14 protein-coding genes are annotated in these 16,631 nt (G+C 47.9%); 8 read left to right on the forward strand and 6 right to left on the reverse strand.

Annotated features, from left to right (window positions below):
* The first annotated feature begins 80 nt into the window (after nucleotides 1-80).
* Nucleotides 81-1,895, forward strand: a complete 1,815-nt coding sequence (locus LO777_RS11915) for a TonB-dependent receptor plug domain-containing protein (RefSeq protein WP_228854118.1) — start codon at nucleotides 81-83, stop codon at nucleotides 1,893-1,895.
* A gap of 163 nt (nucleotides 1,896-2,058) precedes the next feature.
* Here the strand turns inward: LO777_RS11915 and LO777_RS11920 are convergent, their stop codons facing one another.
* Both LO777_RS11920 and LO777_RS11925 read right to left on the reverse strand, forming a co-directional pair.
* Nucleotides 2,059-2,805 (reverse strand): ParA family protein, encoded by a 747-nt coding sequence (locus tag LO777_RS11920; protein WP_228854119.1) that lies wholly within the window; start codon nucleotides 2,803-2,805, stop codon nucleotides 2,059-2,061.
* Nucleotides 2,802-4,367 (reverse strand): CHAD domain-containing protein, encoded by a 1,566-nt coding sequence (locus LO777_RS11925; RefSeq protein ID WP_228854120.1) that lies wholly within the window; start codon nucleotides 4,365-4,367, stop codon nucleotides 2,802-2,804. The genes LO777_RS11920 and LO777_RS11925 overlap by 4 nt, the downstream gene beginning before the upstream one ends.
* 132 nt (nucleotides 4,368-4,499) lie before the next feature.
* Here LO777_RS11925 and LO777_RS11930 point away from each other — a divergent pair, with 132 nt between their 5' ends.
* Nucleotides 4,500-5,894 (forward strand): TIGR01777 family oxidoreductase, encoded by a 1,395-nt coding sequence (locus LO777_RS11930; RefSeq protein ID WP_228854121.1) that lies wholly within the window; start codon nucleotides 4,500-4,502, stop codon nucleotides 5,892-5,894.
* A complete protein-coding gene (locus LO777_RS11935) occupies nucleotides 5,891-7,030 on the forward strand; it encodes a hypothetical protein (RefSeq protein ID WP_228854122.1) in 1,140 nt (379 codons plus the stop codon). The genes LO777_RS11930 and LO777_RS11935 overlap by 4 nt, the downstream gene beginning before the upstream one ends.
* A gap of 7 nt (nucleotides 7,031-7,037) precedes the next feature.
* Here the strand turns inward: LO777_RS11935 and LO777_RS11940 are convergent, their stop codons facing one another.
* Genes LO777_RS11940 through LO777_RS11955 form a run of 4 tightly spaced genes read right to left on the reverse strand, consistent with a single transcriptional unit; the run spans nucleotide 7,038 to nucleotide 9,092 of the window.
* On the reverse strand, nucleotides 7,038-7,340 hold the full coding sequence (locus LO777_RS11940) for a sensor histidine kinase (protein WP_329955744.1): 303 nt from the start codon (nucleotides 7,338-7,340) through the stop codon (nucleotides 7,038-7,040).
* 8 nt (nucleotides 7,341-7,348) lie between these two features.
* Nucleotides 7,349-8,032: a histidine kinase dimerization/phospho-acceptor domain-containing protein gene (locus tag LO777_RS11945; RefSeq protein ID WP_228854123.1), complete on the reverse strand. Its 684-nt coding sequence runs from the start codon at nucleotides 8,030-8,032 to the stop codon at nucleotides 7,349-7,351.
* On the reverse strand, nucleotides 8,029-8,415 hold the full coding sequence (locus LO777_RS11950; protein WP_228854124.1) for a hypothetical protein: 387 nt from the start codon (nucleotides 8,413-8,415) through the stop codon (nucleotides 8,029-8,031). Before LO777_RS11950 ends, LO777_RS11945 begins: the two co-directional genes overlap by 4 nt.
* Nucleotides 8,412-9,092, reverse strand: a complete 681-nt coding sequence (locus LO777_RS11955; protein WP_228854125.1) for a response regulator transcription factor — start codon at nucleotides 9,090-9,092, stop codon at nucleotides 8,412-8,414. Before LO777_RS11955 ends, LO777_RS11950 begins: the two co-directional genes overlap by 4 nt.
* Nucleotides 9,093-9,634: 542 nt before the next feature.
* Between LO777_RS11955 and LO777_RS11960 the strand changes: the two genes are divergently transcribed.
* The 5 genes from LO777_RS11960 to LO777_RS11980 are packed head-to-tail and all read left to right on the forward strand — an operon-like array spanning nucleotide 9,635 to nucleotide 16,372.
* Nucleotides 9,635-10,786: an aminotransferase class I/II-fold pyridoxal phosphate-dependent enzyme gene (locus LO777_RS11960; RefSeq protein WP_228854126.1), complete on the forward strand. Its 1,152-nt coding sequence runs from the start codon at nucleotides 9,635-9,637 to the stop codon at nucleotides 10,784-10,786.
* The gene (locus LO777_RS11965; RefSeq protein WP_268907434.1) at nucleotides 10,783-11,835 is read left to right on the forward strand and encodes a glycosyltransferase; all 1,053 of its coding nucleotides are present in this window, start codon (nucleotides 10,783-10,785) and stop codon (nucleotides 11,833-11,835) included. Before LO777_RS11960 ends, LO777_RS11965 begins: the two co-directional genes overlap by 4 nt.
* Nucleotides 11,807-13,789, forward strand: a complete 1,983-nt coding sequence (gene arnA / locus LO777_RS11970) for a bifunctional UDP-4-amino-4-deoxy-L-arabinose formyltransferase/UDP-glucuronic acid oxidase ArnA (protein ID WP_228854127.1) — start codon at nucleotides 11,807-11,809, stop codon at nucleotides 13,787-13,789. Before LO777_RS11965 ends, arnA begins: the two co-directional genes overlap by 29 nt.
* Entirely contained in the window at nucleotides 13,789-14,718 is a 930-nt protein-coding gene (locus LO777_RS11975; RefSeq protein WP_228854128.1) for a polysaccharide deacetylase family protein, read from the forward strand. The genes arnA and LO777_RS11975 overlap by 1 nt, the downstream gene beginning before the upstream one ends.
* Nucleotides 14,708-16,372 (forward strand): phospholipid carrier-dependent glycosyltransferase, encoded by a 1,665-nt coding sequence (locus tag LO777_RS11980; protein WP_228854129.1) that lies wholly within the window; start codon nucleotides 14,708-14,710, stop codon nucleotides 16,370-16,372. The genes LO777_RS11975 and LO777_RS11980 overlap by 11 nt, the downstream gene beginning before the upstream one ends.
* Nucleotides 16,373-16,631: the final 259 nt, after the last annotated feature.

Below are 16,631 nucleotides of genomic sequence, written 5' to 3' on the forward strand. Positions count from 1 at the left end.
CGCTCCTGCAGTTTTCAACAGTTTCAATCATCATTTTTTTTTGCAGTTTTCCCGTTTTGGCGCAGGAAAACAGTCTTTCCATGTTTTTTGATGACGAAATGCTGGTGCAGACTGCGTCGCGGCACTCCAAACCACTGACCGAGGTTGCGGAAAACCTCACTGTTGTCAATGGAACCGCCATAAAGGCAATGAATGCCCATACCCTGTATGAAGTACTCGCTCGTGTACCCGGACTCTTTGTCACATATGACGGGATGGATTTTGGCAGCGCTGCTTCCCTGACCATTCACGGTGCAAGCAGCGAAGACCTGCACCGAATCCTGGTTTTACTGGATGGAGTCAGGTTAAACCTGTCTTCAAATGGCAATGCGATTCTGAACGGTATCCCGGTATCAATCATTGAAAGACTTGAAATCATCAAAGGCCCCGCCTCTTCAAGCTGGGGTTCAGCCATGGGTGGTGTCGTCAATATTATCACCAAAGCAGCATGGAAAAAAGGTCATGAGGGGCAGGTATACGGTTCCTACGGCACTGCGGACAGCCGTGAAGTGAGAATGGAACTCTCCGGCAAGGGAACGGATGCGGGCTACTATCTTTTTGCCGGTAACCAACATTCGGACGGACTGACAGAGGACAGGTTCTTTAACAACACTCAGGTCTATGTCAAGGGGAACGCGACACTCAAACCGGGTATCCGGCTGGTGTTGAGTGGAGGCAGTTTCCGGCCCGAATGGAAAAATCTCAATTTTCCCCCAGCGGATCTCATGATTACGGCAGAAAACCGAAATGGTTTTTTCACCAGTGGTCTGGACCAGTCAGTGGGAAATCTGCTCAGTTTTCATTTAAGCGGCGGGATCATCGCCAGAAATTACACAAAAAAGTACAACGTACTTTCGGGGCTGATTGGTACGCCGGATGAAACATTGTCGAAACAGACCTGGCGGGAAAAAAGTTATAACCTGAACAGTAGACTGGTTTACAGTGACGACATTCATACCTTCGTTCTGGGAGCCGAATATGCTTATAACAGACTTGAAACCTCTGTGGATTCAACCGCCACAGCTGTTGTCGCCTGGGGAACATCATCGTCCAGTGAGCTTCCACCGGCCACCAATAAAACTGTTGGTGTCTATCTAAACGATACCCTGTCCTGGGGCAGGTTCACCCTGACTCCTGGAGTTCGCTATGACTATAACTCCATCAGTAATGATTTCATCAGTCCCAGTCTCGGACTGGTTTACAGGGCAACCGAGAACAACAGGCTGCGAATAACTGCGGCCCGTGGTTTTTCCACACCCTACTTTTCCCTGCTGAGAGATATCTCCCAGAATCAATCCTCTAATCCGAACCTTAAACCGGAAGAAATATGGTCAGTTCAAGCTGGCCTGGAAACCAAGTCCATTCCTCTCCTGCTCTGTAAAACAACACTTTTTTTTCATAATATCGACGAGATCTGGGAGTACAGCCCCAACAGTGGCCAAATTGAAAATGGCGACAACACTAAAAGGTCCGGCTTTGAAATTGAAGTGGAATCTGTTCCTTTCCACGGCCTGAGTGTGACGGGCGGATTCACCTATACCATGGATGATCCCGATAACACATCAAGTGAAGATTTTTATAACACCCAGATAACTGTGAACTACACCAACCCGGAACTTTTTTCTCTCCAGCTGTTCGGCACAGCCTTAAAATGGCTGAAAGGAACGACTTTTGAGGCGGAAGAAGATTTCATATGGGATCTGAATATCAGCAGACACTTCCCGTCCGTTTCATTTGCTTCAGGCTTTGATCTTTTTATGACAGTGCACAACCTCTTTAATGGTGATCAATACTGGTCGAGTTTCTATCCCAATCCTGAACGATGGGTTGAGGCCGGATTGAAATTTCGCTTTTAATCCAGGATACAATCAATCACCCGTCCGGGCATTTTGAACATCTTTTTCCTTTTTTCTTTAAAAATTTACCACAGCACTTTTTTTTAGCCTTATCTTTTTTTTTCTTTTTCTTTTTCTTTTTACCCATATTGACTTGCCATGCATTTTTCCTGAAATTATCACATCACAAATCCATTTCCCGCCTGATCTCCCGCCACAGTTTCCTGTAAGCCTTTGCTGCTGCACTTCGTTCTGCATAAGACAAAACAGGTTCTCTGTGCAGACCCATTTTTTCTATGTCAGTGGAGAACGGAATCGATTTCTGCAAAAATTTCCTGTATTTTTTCTTCAGTCTCACCATGGTTTCATTGTGAAGTTTTTTACTTCTCTGTACCATGGAGAAAAACGGTAACAGTTTATTTTTCTGATATTTTTTCTCCCTGAAAAACCCGAACAACTGTTCCAGGGTTCGTTCGGAAAGGGTTGTCGGGATCACCGGAACCACAATCCTGTCCGACACCCTGAACACATTCTCCGAAAGAAGAGAAATATTGGGAGGGCAGTCAAGGATAAGAACATCATAATCATTTTTTACACTCTTCAAGGCCTTTTTCAGACGGGATCTGCTATTTTTCATTCTGGAGAGAAAAATATCAAAATCACGGTAACTCATGTTGGCGGGCAGTAAATCCAGATTCTCGAAATCACTGGCACGAATAGCTCCCGTAAAACAATCAACATCCTTGAAAAAGGCCTGTTTTTTCAACTTTCTGGACGGTTTCACCCGAAAATAAAACCCGGACGCCCCCTGGGGATCCAGGTCGCAGAGCAACACGCGATAGCCGTCCATGGCGCAACTGTAGGCGAGATTGACGGAAGTGGCCGTCTTGCCAACACCGCCCTTATTACTGTAGCAGGCTACTATTTTCATTCTGACAGTCCTTTGACTTGATGTTCAAAAAGTTCCTGAAAAGCCGCGTGAACCTTCTCGGTATCAAACCTGGCAAAATTTTCCATTACCAGATCTCTCTCCCGGCATTGCAACTGGTAGAGCATGGCAGTAAGAGCACCTATGGCCTCGGCCATTTTTATTCCCTTACGACTCCGTTTCATCTTTTCTTCGAAAAACTCAGAGGGAAAGCGCTGCTGCACAGAATAATCGTTAAATCTTCCGAGATTATCCTGCAGTCTTTTCAGGGAACGAATGAGTTTTTTCATTTTTTTCCCGGCAAAAAACGGAGTGGAAAACTCCATGAGATAGCGAAGTTTTTTACACTCTATACGCAGTTCATGAACAACCGCATCTTCTGTGCGGGCATCAATTGACCGGGCAATCCTGCAGACCTTTTTATACCGTTTTACAATACGCTTTGCCGCAAAGACGGATGACACTCTCCTTTTCTGTCTACCATCTGACAGGTTGGATGGATCACTGAACAGTTCTTTCCAGGTATCCATACTCTTTCTATACTCCTTGCTCTTGAGTACCCTGCAGAAAGCACGGTGCTCGGTTTTTCTTACACGCCGCAGATGAGTAAACAGTATTTCCAGCCCTTCGTGACTGCTTTCCGGTACCAGGCTGAAATATCGATCCCGGTCAAGGAGATATACGTCCAGATCCCTCAGACGATTTGTCTTTTTCATCAGCTCACCGAATTCCTTTTTCAGGCGGGCTGTCTCCTTACTTTCATAGATTCCGCTGAAAAGGCTCAGTGCCGAACGTATTTTACGAAAACTCACCCGATAATCGTGTAGAAATTCCGTATCCAGGTCGGCTATAATACCAGGCTCATTCTGCTCGGCAACTCCGAGAGATGTCCTGATTATAGTGGTAACACTCTTTTTAATATCATCCGTCCCGGAAATATCCAGCCGGGGTTTTACCGAGTAATCCCTTGTCTGAATACCCAGCTGTGCATAAACCGCTAGGGGATCACTGTTTTCCTGTGCGCCTTCAGCCAGCAGCCAGGAGACAAGTATTCCATGAGTCTTTTCGTATCCCCGCAGGATTCGGGTTACCCCGAACAGAAGTGATTTATTCTTTCGTCTGAAGGAAAAAAATGACAACCGAACCCTGGTCTTGACCTCATCATCAAGAACCAGCCCTTTATCTTGTCTTATCTTCAGTCCGGCCACGGGATTGATCGCTCTGATTTCCGAGACACCTTTCAGATTATCGCGGACGGGACCACTCTTCAGTTCCGGCAGGAACGACCAGGAATAATCCACCGGCTGTTCAAAAATGTCTCCTGAACGCCAGTCAATAAGAAGCAGACGGTCGTTGATCGAAAACAGCAGTTTTCCGGACTTTCTCACCTCTTCAGTGAATGTATCCAGCAACCTGCCTTCCTCAAACAATCCGGCAGTTACTTCGAGGGAGAACGGACTCTTACCAATTTTCAGGGGTTTGGATTCCCTTATTATTTTATCATCTGGAAAGGTAAAAACAAAAGAAGACGATTCCATAACAGCTTTCCCGGTAAAAGAAAACATCTCTGCCACCAACTGAGTTGAAAAGTTCTGTCATTTATGCCCTTCCAGGTACAAAACAAATGAAAAACCTTGTCAATCAACTCATGGTGACTACAATAAACGCAAGATACTCATTGCCCTGGACCGAAACCTTTGACAACACATTACAACACCTTTATCCATCGATCCTCTTATCCCTGTCTGGCACAGGATCTTTACGATTTTCACGCAAGACCGGGTGCCCTGCAGCGGTTACTGCCTCCCTGGGAAAACACCACGGTCATTTCCAGCGACGAAGGCATAACTCCGGGATCCCGGGCCAGGGTCAAACTGCATACAGGCCCTTTGAGCCTGAACTTTGAAGCACTGCATGTGGAGGAAAAACCTGGGCAAATGTTCAGGGATGTCCAAGAAAAGGGTCCCTTTGCCCACTGGTCACACACCCACATTTTCCATGACAGCGGAGGTAAAACCATCCTGGAGGACAGGATCGAATACGGGCTTTATGGCCATCTATTTATCCCCGCGCTCATCAAACAGCAAATCGAGAACAAACTTACCAGACTCTTCCGACATCGACAACAAATCCTCACACATGATATTGCAGTCCATGGAAAATACAGCAGAAAACCGCTCAATATCCTTGTAACAGGAGCCGGTGGTATGCTTGGCAGAAGATTGCTGCCTTTTCTGACAACGGGGGGACATCGGGTCTGGCGACTCGTCCGCAGGCGCCCCTGTTCCAACAAAAATGAGATTTTCTGGGATCCGGAAAAAAACTATCTGCAGGCAGTTGACCTGCCCCCACTGGATGCGGTCATCCATCTGGCCGGAGAACCGATAGGCCTCAATTGCTGGAACGAGGAGAGAAAAAATAGAGTTCTCACCAGCAGGACAGCAGGAACCGAACTTCTCTCACGGACCCTTGCAGAACTGAATAATCCGCCGTCAGTTCTTCTTTCGGCCTCGGCCGTTGGATATTATGGTGATTGCGGTCACAATCCCGTAGATGAAAACTGCAATCCTGGAGAGGATTTCATCGCACAAGTCTGTCACCGGTGGGAAAAATCCACATTGTCTGCTCAACAGGCCGGTATCCGCACTGTCCTTATGCGGATCGGAGTAACCCTGTCTCCGAAAGGTGGCGCTCTGAAACGTATACTCTCCACGGCCCCTTTCGGATTTATGCGCCATTTCGGCTCCGGCAGGCAATATATCAGCTGGATCTGCGAAGATGACCTGCTTGCGGCCATGCTCCACGCCATGACAACCCCCGCTCTTGAAGGTCCGGTAAACATGGCAGCTCCCCGGGCGGTCACCAATGGAGAACTGATGCGTGTTCTCTCAACCGTAACGGGGCGGCCCCTGCTCCTTCCCATGCCGGGGCGCCTGTTTGAAATCATGTATGGACAAATGGCCCGGGAAGTCATACTCTCCGGGTGTCGTGTTTCCACAAAAAAGCTGGAAAAAACCGGTTTTGTTTTCAACTGGCCGACAATTGAACCGGCACTGGGTTATCTCCTTGGAAAAGAACAGAAAGAACCATGAGCAAATCACTAAAATCACTTTTCTGGATCATCATGACAACGGCCCTGACCTTCGGATTTTTCCATCACCTCATTGACCCGAAGGTCCTCAATTTTGAACGACTGCATATTTTCCTCTTCAACCTGTGCGGCGGCGGCACCATGCTCGTTTACTTCACGGAAGATCAACCACAGTTGAGCCGGCGAGGCATCTTCTTTCTCTGTTTTTCACTTCTTTTTGCCTTCTGTGCCTTTATGCAGTGGTACGGATTTACCCTTGTTATTCCCCTGGTTCTCGCCACTATCCTTGAATCGGTCAGGATACACCATTTCGGCAGCTTTCTCCCCCGGGGGCTTTTTTCAAAGCGGGAAAAAACCTCAACAAAATTTCACCAGGCCTCCCTTCTCTGCCTTTCCCTCGGTCTTGTAATTTCCAGTCTCGCCATCCTCAACAGTGAATACGGCCACTGGCTTACCCTGGACAAACTGAAGCTGGACACCTTTTTCCTGGGATTCTCCTTTCCCCTCTCTCTGATCACCATGTCCGTCATTTTTGGGCTGATGAAAAATAATAATACCCCTCCCATCGGCACACTCAAGGAAATTTCCTTCTGGATAATCAATCTCGGGGTCATTATTTTCTTTCTCTTCATCCTGGCAAACTGGTTTATTCCCCAGGTCCTTATTGCCTCAACCCTGTTTCTCACCGTGGCTCTGATCTTTTATCTCTACTGGTACCAGGGGAAACGACTGCAGCAGAAGGCCTTTCTCACCTCCGGCATTCTTTTTCTACTGGTCACTTCGGTAACAGGTATTCTTTATATTCTGCTGGCCTTCAGCAAAAATTATGATCACCAGCAGGCTCTGCCTCTTCTGAGAATGCATGCCTTCACCGCCCTCTATGGCTGGAACCTGAGCGGCCTGACCGTGATAAGCAGACACAAGGATTTCCCCCTTCGCCTCCATTCCCGCAAAGTTCTTTTCCTTCACTGGCTTACCGTGCTGATTCTCTGTCCCCTGGGATATTTTTATCCGCTTTTCGCCATCGCAGCCGTTCTCTGTTATGGCTGGTTGCTTGCCGTTCTCCTCTTTAATGAAGGCAGGATGGATCAGAAAATTGTCGAGCTTGAAGACAGAATTCTTAACACAGAAAAATAGACCGTGTCTACAACCTGATGCAAACCGTGACACCACCATCACTGTTCTGAACAGCAATTTCCCCATTGTGAAGATCAATGATTCTTTTGACAATAGTCAAACCCAGTCCTGATCCGCCAAGATCTGTGGCACGTGATTTCTCAACCCGGTAAAACTGGTTAAAAATACGACCCAGGTCTCTGGCTGGTATTCCCCCACAGGTATTGAACAGTTCCACGTAAACACCTTCTTCTTTCCGGTAAAGGGAACAACGAATCTGCGAATCATTGCCGGTAGTATATTTTACCGCATTGTCAACAATATTGATCAGGGCCCTTCTTAATTTTTCCCTGTCGCCCCCAGGTGAATATCGGGCTGAATATCAGTGACAAGCCTGATTTCTGCAGCGGCAATAATTTCCTTGAAATCACATAATACGGCAGAAACCATATCCGATAGATCAACATCCTCCGGTTCGAATGAATCCTTCAGCTCCAGGGCTGAAAGATCAAGCAGATCTTTGACCAGCCGATCCATGCGATAACAGTTCTTTATCTGTACATCAACCTGCTGCTGGAAATCCTCCGGCAGATCGTTTCTGATCCACGCCTCATCAAAAAAAAGACGCTGCATGGCCAGGGGTGTTTTCAGTTCGTGGGAGGCATTGGCAATAAATTCCTTCTGGCGTTCAAAAGAATACTGCAATCTGTCGAACATCCGGTTCAGTGATGTGGCAAGGGTGTAAATTTCATCCCGGTTCTTTGCGACCGGAATCCTCTTGTTGAGTGTCTTTTCCGTAATTTCCCGGGCCAGGGAATTAATGGTCGCAATCGGCTGCAGTATTTTTCCTGCGGCAAAATACCCAAGCCCTACCAGGGCAAGGGCAAATACGATGAGACCTGCTGGAATGGCAATGGCCAGATCGGTGACTTCTTCCTCCAGTTTTTCCATTGGTCTGGCGATCTGAACAAGGTATTTCTCCCCCTGAAAATCAAGCGTAAAGACTCGAACCCTGAATGTCATATCAGTACCGTCATCCGGATCAAGATTGGCTGCTTCAGGGATATATCAGCACTGTAGTTATATCGTGTTGTTTCAGTTTTCAACGGCAGATCTACAAACCGTGTCATGGCGGAAGCAAAAACAAGCTCTTTCCGATGATTAAATACTTTAAACCAGTATAGCCTGCCTATAGATTCCAACATGGGATCATCCGGGGAACGGGAGAGTTTTCCCGCCACAGGAGCCAGCCCGGTCAGAAGGGTCCTGGCTTGACTTCTCAACTCCGCATCAAGAAGTTCATAGGGTTGTTCAATCAGTTCATAGGTGACAACAATTGAAAAAAGCAGACCCGCCACCATACCGGCAGCGGTAATCCAGACAGTTATTCTGTTACGGATTTTCACTGGGAATCATCCTTGATCATATACCCCACACCCCTCACGGTTCGAATCACCTGTCCTCCGGGATCATTGATTTTTCTGCGGAGATTCTTGATATGGACATCGATATTATTAGACATGCTGTAGGTATCAAACTCCTCACCCCAGACATGTTCGGCAATATTAAACCGGGATACGGCCCTGTTCATATTGTACAGGAGAAACTCAAGAATCAGAAATTCTTTCGGGGTAAGACTGACGGGATTGTCATCAAGAAAAACCTCCCTTGAAGCCGTGTTAATCCTGATCTTATCCTTCTGCAGAACTGAGGAGGCAAGGTCATTTCCCCGTCGCAGGAGGACACGGATCCTGGCAAGCAGTTCTCCCATGGAAAACGGTTTGGTCAAGTAATCATCGGCCCCCATGTCAAGCCCCTTGATTTTGTCTTCAGTCATCCCTTTTGCCGTAAGCATCAGTACCGGTGTTTTTACATTCTCCCGCCGCATTTCATTGATAACCGAATATCCATCCAGTTTCGGCAGCATGATATCCAGCAGGATAAGGTCATAGGAATCAACAAAAATCCGTTCCAGGGCTTCCTCTCCATCATAAGCCATATCAACGGTATAGCGCTGTTTGAGCAGAATCTGCCTGATCTGGTGAATCAGCTCGGGTTCATCATCAATGATAAGTATTCGCATCCCGCCTCCTCATTGCCGTTTTACATCAACAGTTTGTTTTTTACCTAAATCCTGCACTTCGGGAACAAAGAAAAAATATTTATAATGTATAAACAGATAGTTATAATATTACAGTAGGGGCTGTACTACTCACTATCAGAGTGAGATTGTTTTTTCTTTATTCCCTTGCCCTGGGGGATTGGCAATTTTATCGAATCTGCTTCGTTATCAAGTGCTTGAAGTATGTTAATACGTCTGCGCCCTTGATGCCTCGCATCTCCGAAAAACTTGCCAATTGCAGGATTTAGGTTTTAAAAGATGTGTTTCCGAGCTGATTATATCATTTCCACATGAAGAAAAGATAAAGAGGACACTATTTCCCTTAAATTTCCACCTGACTGTTTCATCTACACAGTGATACATAATTTTACGTTTTCACAACAGCCCTTATCCCACTTCTCGTTTATTTTCCAAAACTGCGTTCATTGTTCTTCATCATTTCTTAATGAGTTCTCTGGTAAAAGAGGAAACATCACAAACAAGGACACAGTAAAGGAGCATTTATGCAAAAAGGATTCCTCCCTTTCTCCAGACCGTCAATTAGTAACGACGACATATCAGCCGTAGTTGAAGTATTGCAGAGCGGATGGCTCACAACAGGAAGCAGATGCCAGGAATTTGAAAAAACATTCCGGCACTATTGCGGGTGCAGAGAGGCAGTTGCCCTTTCCTCGGCCACCGCCGGAATGCACCTTCTGCTGCGTGCTCTGGAAATAGGCCCTGGAGATGAAGTGATCACCCCTTCGATGACCTGGGTTTCCACTGTAAATATGATCGTCTGCAGTGGAGCAACAGTGGTTTTTGCCGATATTGACCGGGATACACTGATGACCGGAATTGAGCATGTCGAACCTCTTGTTTCAGAGAAAACAAAGCTGATCATTCCCGTTCATTTCACGGGTGCGGCCGTCGACCTTGCCCCCCTTCGTAAACTTGCCGCTTTCCGCGGAATCACACTTGCGGAGGATGCAGCCCATGCTGCAGGAACTGAATACAACGGTGAAAAAATCGGCAGAAGAGGAACGGCGATCTTCTCATTCCACCCGACAAAGAACATTACATGCGGAGAAGGCGGCATGGTCTGTTCCGATGATGACAGACTGATACAATCCATCCGCCGACTCAGGTTCCATGGCCTGGAAGAGGATGCCTTTGATCGAAAAACCCAGGGAAGGCAACCATGGGCCGAGGTGGTTGAACCTGGATTTAAATACAACCTGACCGATATTTCAGCAGCACTTGGGCTGCACCAACTCCGCCAACTGGACACCTTCATACAACACAGAAAAACCCTGGCAGATCATTACCTGAACCTGCTGCATGAAGTGGATGAAATCATCCCCCTGCAGATCCAGCCCTCCACCAGCCGTCATGCCTGGCATCTTTTCGTGATCAGGCTCACTCCTGAACGAATGACAATGGACAGGGATACGTTCATGACAGAGATGGCCCGGCGTAATATTGGCACAGGCCTCCATTTTCGCGCTGTCCATGAACATGAATATTACCGCAGGATCTACCCCAACGCTGCCGAGGCACTTCCAGCAACGGAATGGAACTCTTCCAGAATATGCTCCCTGCCACTCTTTCCTGGAATGAAAATCGAAGACGTGGAACATGTGGTTTCAACTCTCAAGGAGGTTCTGACTCAATGAAGAAAAAAGAAATTGATCTTTCCCTGGTAATCCCCATCTACAACGAGGCGGAAAACCTGCGGGAGCTAATAAGGCGCTGCCTGCTGGTCTGCAGACAGTTGAACCGCTCTTTTGAGATTATCCTGGTCAACGACGGAAGCAGGGATGATTCAGCTCGCCTGATTGCCGATGCCACGAAAACAGCGGGCAACAATATCACCGGTATATTCCTGAACCGGAACTATGGCCAGCACGCAGCCGTTATAGCAGGAATGACCCGGAGCAGGGGAAATATTGTTATTACTCTCGACGCCGACCTGCAGAATCCGCCCGAAGAGATCCCGAAACTGCTGCGGGAAATAGAAAAAGGTTTTGATGTTGTCGGTACGATCAGGACCAACCGTTGTGACAGCCTGTTTCGAAAATTCTTTTCCGGTATCGTCAATTCTGCTGTCCGCAGGGCAACAGGTGTGATGATGCATGATTACGGTTGCATGCTGAGGGGTTACAGACGTCCTGTCATAGAAGCCATTCTCCAATGCAGGGAACGTTCCACCTTTATACCTATTCTTGCAAACAGTTTTGCCGGGTCAACCAGTGAAATATCCGTCCAGCATCAGCCGCGAAAGAACGGAGAATCCAAATATTCAATTTTCAAGCTGATCTCGCTGCAGTTTGATCTGTTGACTTCCATGTCAACCTTTCCCCTGAGGCTGCTTTCATTTCTTGGAACCGTAATTGCCCTCAGCGGTATGACGTTCGGCGCCTTTCTCATGGTCATGCGCTTTCTCATGGGTGCCGCCTGGGCTGCCCACGGGGTCTTTACCCTGTTTGCCGTACTCTTTGTCTTTATCGGCGCCCAGTTTATCGGTCTCGGGTTGCTCGGTGAATATATTGGCCGAATTTACCAGGATGTCCGTGCCAGACCACGCTACCATATCCAGTCAATATTGACTGAACAGCAACAGGATAATCCACCCGTCTCAAATAAACCCGACAGGATCCTGTCGGAATACCCCGTTAACACTGAAAAAAAATCCTATGAAAACTGTTATACTTGCCTATCATAATATCGGCTGCGCAGGCATCAGGGCACTCGCCAGGCATGGTTTTGATATCCAGGCCGTTTTTACCCACAAAGATGACAACAGGGAAAACATCTGGTTTGACTCCGTCGTGGAAACTGCAGTGGAAAAAAGCCTTCCCGTCTACGCACCGGACAATATTAACCATCCTCTCTGGGTTGAGCGAATCAGGAAAATGTCTCCGGATATTATTTTTTCCTTCTATTATCGCACCCTGCTCTGCAAAGAAATTCTTGCCCTGCCATCGAAGGGCTGTATCAATCTGCACGGCTCTCTTCTACCCCGCTACAGGGGACGATGTCCGGTAAACTGGGTCCTTATCAACGGGGAAGAAAAGACAGGAGTCACCCTCCACTATATGGAACGACAGCCGGACCGGGGTGATATTATCGCCAGAGAAGAGGTGGCGATTTCCCGCGGAGATACTGCCTTTACCCTCCATGGTAAGCTGACGAAAGCAGCGACACACCTGCTGGATAAAACGCTTCCCCTCATCAGCCGGGATCAGATTACCGCCACTCCACAGGAAAGTGCAGACGCCTCATATTTTGGTGGCCGCGGGCCCACCGATGGAGAAATAGACTGGCGAAAAACCGGAGAAGAAATCTACAATCTCATCCGGGCTGTAACCAGGCCATACCCTGGTGCTTTCAGTTATCTGGGCGACCGCAAGGTCCTGTTCTGGACGGTAAGCGTTGCAGACAAACAGCCTCTGAACTCAGCAGGAACTGTTCTTTCAACAACTCCCCTGCGAATCGCCTGCGGTGATGGCTCGCTTGTCGTCCACACAGGCCAGACTGAAAAGGGACTGTATGTGAGCGGTAACCAGCTCGCCGAGGAGTTGGGGCTGGCCGTTGGAATGAAATTTGGCAGAAAGATATCCCCCGGCAACAATGAAAAAAAGAAAAAACATGTCCTCATCCTCGGAGCAGACGGCTTTATCGGTAACCACCTGAGTGAACGCCTGCTGGCAAGCGGACGCTACGAGGTACATGCCATGGATCTGGAAAATAAATCCATCAACAGGCTGCAGGGTGTTCCTGGTTTTCATTTCAGTGAGGGCGATATTTCAATACACCGGGAATGGATTGAATACCATGTAAGAAAATGTGATATCATCCTGCCCCTGGTTGCAATCGCCACCCCGGCTGAATATGTCCGTAACCCGCTCCGGGTCTTTGAGCTTGATTTTGAAGAAAATCTACGTATCGTGCGCTACTGCGCAAAATACGGCAAACGGATCATCTTCCCCTCAACTTCGGAAGTCTACGGTATGTGTGGGGAAAATGAATTTGATGAAGAGCATTCAAAACTCGTGCTGGGGCCGATCCACAAGCAGCGATGGATCTATTCCTGCAGCAAGCAACTTCTTGACCGGGTTATCTGGGCATACGGAGCAACCAGGGGATTGCAGTTTACTCTTATCCGACCATTCAACTGGATAGGTCCCCGTCTGGACAACCTGGAATCGGCCCGAATCGGCAGTTCCCGCGTCATTACAAAACTAATTCTCAACCTGGTAGAAGGCACGCCCATCAACCTGGTGGATGGAGGCAGACAGAAACGATGCTTTACTGATGTAAAAGACGGTATAGAATGCCTCTTCAGGATTATCGAAAATTGTGACAACTGCTGCGACAACCGTATCTTCAATATAGGCAATCCCAATAATGAAGCCAGTATTCATGATCTGGCTCAACTGCTGACGGACAGATTCGAACAGCACCCGCTGCGACCAAACTTTCCTCCCCTGGCAGGAATGCAGGCGGTGGAGAGCAGGGAATTCTATGGCTCCGGCTACGAGGATATCCAGCACAGAAGGCCGTCAACCCGTTTGGCAAACCGTCTTCTTGGCTGGGAACCCAAAATTTCCCTCCACCAGTCTGTTGAAGAAACCCTTGACTATTTTCTCCAGCAGGCACTGGAAAATTCAAGATAATGTGCGAAATAGAAAAAACGACAGGCCTACGCATTGACGTGGACACCCTGCGCGGCACAAGGCAAGGTGTTCCCGCTCTGCTTGAGGATCTTGCCCGCTTCGGTATTAAGGCAACGTTCTTTTTTTCTGTCGGTCCCGATAATATGGGCAGACACCTCCGGCGTCTTATCAGACCAGCTTTTTTTTTAAAAATGATTCGCAGCAATGGTGCAAGCCTGTACGGCTGGGACATCCTTTTCCGGGGAACTTTCGGACCCGGACCGATAATAGGCTACCGGTGCGGGGACATTATCCGCAAAACCGCCGAAGCCGGACATGAAACAGGCCTCCACGCCTGGGATCACCACCTGTGGCAGAATAAAATAGAAACTCTCGATATCGGCCGAATATACACTGAACTGACAAAGGGTAAAGAACTGCTGGAACAGCTGACATCCCAACCTGTTTACTGTTCTGCTGCACCCGGCTGGCGGGCAACGGACAAAAGCCTGCTTGAAAAAGAATTGCTGAAATTCCACTATAATGCAGACTGTCGCGGAACTTCTCTTTTTTTTCCCAAGGTCAACGGAAAAACACTGACCCAGCCACAGGTACCAACCACCCTGCCGACCTACGATGAGGTTATCGGCAGGAAGGGTATTACAATGACCACCTACAATGATCACCTGCTCTCGCTCATCAAACCGGACAGGCTCAACGTCCTGACAATCCACGCTGAAGTGGAAGGCCTCTACTGCCGGCAACTGTTCAGAGAGTTTCTTGCGATGGCACAGGAAAAAAACATCAGGTTCGTCCCACTTAAAACAATACTGAAAACCGATAAACCGCTGTCTGTTTCGCCTGTAACCAGAAAAAAAACTACAGGGAGGGACGGATGGATTTCCCAACAGTATCAGAATTATCAAACAGGAACAGCCAATGACACGTAACGCATTTTCTTTTCTGCTGCTCTTTCTTTTTATTGGACTCTACCTGGCACCACTGGGCCAACGCCCGCTGATTATTCCCGATGAAACCCGGTATGCGGAAATACCAAGAGAAATGGTGGCGACCGGCGACTGGACAGTACCCAGGATTAACGGTGGCAGATACTTTGAAAAACCGGTATTAGGCTATTGGCTGACGGCCATTTCCCTGACGGTTTTTGGAGAAAACAACTTTGCCGTCCGTTTTCCCCAGGCCGCGTCAACAGGCTTGACCGCACTGCTTGTCTTCCTGCTCTGCATGCAGGTAAAACGAAACGATACATGGTTTCCATGGCTTGCAGCACTGATATACCTTACTTCCCTCAGTGTCCTGGGAATCGGAACCTTTGCCGTGCTGGACCCGCTGTTTTCCTTTTTTCTCAGCGGTTGCCTTATCCTTTTTTTTCTTGCTGCAGAAAAGATTCCCGGCTCCAATTCAGAAAGAATTTTTCTGTTTGCAGCAGGAATATTGGCCGGTCTGGCCTTTTTGACCAAAGGATTTCTTGCCTGCGCGATCCCTGTTCTTGTGGTTGCTCCCTACCTGCTGATCCGTAAACGTCCCCGTGACATGGTGCGAATGGTCTGGATACCGATCCTTGGAGCCGTCCTGGTCAGCCTGCCCTGGTGTATACGTATCTATCTCAGGGAACCTGACTTCTGGCATTTTTTCTTCTGGAACGAACATATCCGCCGTTTTCTCTCGGAGAATGCCCAGCATCGCCATCCGTTCTGGATCTTTGCAGCATCACTGCCGGGAATGTTCCTGCCCTGGACATTGCTGTTTCCTTCCGCCCTCATCGGCCTGCGAAAAAAACAGTGGAAGAACTGGGCTGAATACCGATTGTATCTCTTCTGCTGCTGCTGGTTTTTCCTGCCGTTTCTCTTTTTTTCCCTCTCCAAAGGAAAACTTGTTACCTACATCCTGCCATGCTTTCCACCCCTGGCTGTTCTTTTTGCCCTCGGACTCGATCACATCCTGCGCAACAGACGGATAAAGCATTTTTTTCAACACAGTGTCGCCATTGCCGCACTGCTTGTCTTCCTGGCCCTTGTGACACTTGTTGAACTTTATTTTTTCTGGCCGGAAAATTATTCCCTGTTTCGCCATACCTATCAATGGCTGTTACTCGGCAGCACATTTTCCGTCATGCTCATACTGTTGTTTGTCACCTTTCGAGCCAAAAACATGCTTAAAAAGACTGTGCTGTTTTCTTTCGCGTTTACGATACTGTTTGTAATGGTCAACTTCACTCTTCCCGACCTCACCCTCCAGAGAAAAGCACCGGGAGAACTCATTCGCCGAAATGCCCGTTTCATAAAACCAGACACTTTTGTGCTTGCGGGCGAACAGGCAGTACGGGCGGTCTGCTGGTATCTGAAGCGACATGATGTTTTAATGATTGAACGTGCGGGAGAACTGCGATACGGCCTGAAATATGAAGACAGCAACCGGTCATTACTGAGTCCACATGAGGCCGCAATGCTGATCAAAAAACATCCCGGCCGGGTCGTGCTGATTGCGGATACCAACCAGTACAAACAATGGAAACACCTCCTTCCTTCTCCTGTTTCCATCGACTCCAACGGAAAAGAGGGCTATCTGCTTCTCACCTATTAACCCACATTTCTCATGAACATTGTGTCAATTTTGAGAATAGTTGTAGAATACAAATAATTAGCCAACTATCAGTAATCGAACAAAATTCACACAATGTTCACCCAAGGTCAGCCCAGGCGACGCCATCTTCTGCAATATTTCAACGGTAAATATAGGTCACTATTATTTGATGGACTCGTAAAAACTCCGATCTACTGCGTTGTGGGGTGATCGTGTAATGCTCGACGTACTCTATGTACGCCTGCGCTTACACGACACC

The sequence above is a fragment of the Desulfomarina profundi genome, from assembly GCF_019703855.1.
Taxonomy (GTDB): domain Bacteria; phylum Desulfobacterota; class Desulfobulbia; order Desulfobulbales; family Desulfocapsaceae; genus Desulfomarina; species Desulfomarina profundi.

Coding starts and splice junctions, on each gene's coding strand:
- LO777_RS11915 (WP_228854118.1), top strand. CDS start 81: ATGTTTTTTGATGACGAAATGCTGGTGCAGACTGCGTCGCGGCACTCC.
- LO777_RS11920 (WP_228854119.1), bottom strand. CDS start 2,805: ATGAAAATAGTAGCCTGCTACAGTAATAAGGGCGGTGTTGGCAAGACG.
- LO777_RS11925 (WP_228854120.1), bottom strand. CDS start 4,367: ATGTTTTCTTTTACCGGGAAAGCTGTTATGGAATCGTCTTCTTTTGTT.
- LO777_RS11935 (WP_228854122.1), top strand. CDS start 5,891: ATGAGCAAATCACTAAAATCACTTTTCTGGATCATCATGACAACGGCC.
- LO777_RS11945 (WP_228854123.1), bottom strand. CDS start 8,032: ATGACATTCAGGGTTCGAGTCTTTACGCTTGATTTTCAGGGGGAGAAA.
- LO777_RS11955 (WP_228854125.1), bottom strand. CDS start 9,092: ATGCGAATACTTATCATTGATGATGAACCCGAGCTGATTCACCAGATC.
- LO777_RS11960 (WP_228854126.1), top strand. CDS start 9,635: ATGCAAAAAGGATTCCTCCCTTTCTCCAGACCGTCAATTAGTAACGAC.
- LO777_RS11965 (WP_268907434.1), top strand. CDS start 10,783: ATGAAGAAAAAAGAAATTGATCTTTCCCTGGTAATCCCCATCTACAAC.
- arnA (WP_228854127.1), top strand. CDS start 11,807: ATGAAAACTGTTATACTTGCCTATCATAATATCGGCTGCGCAGGCATC.
- LO777_RS11975 (WP_228854128.1), top strand. CDS start 13,789: ATGTGCGAAATAGAAAAAACGACAGGCCTACGCATTGACGTGGACACC.
- LO777_RS11980 (WP_228854129.1), top strand. CDS start 14,708: ATGACACGTAACGCATTTTCTTTTCTGCTGCTCTTTCTTTTTATTGGA.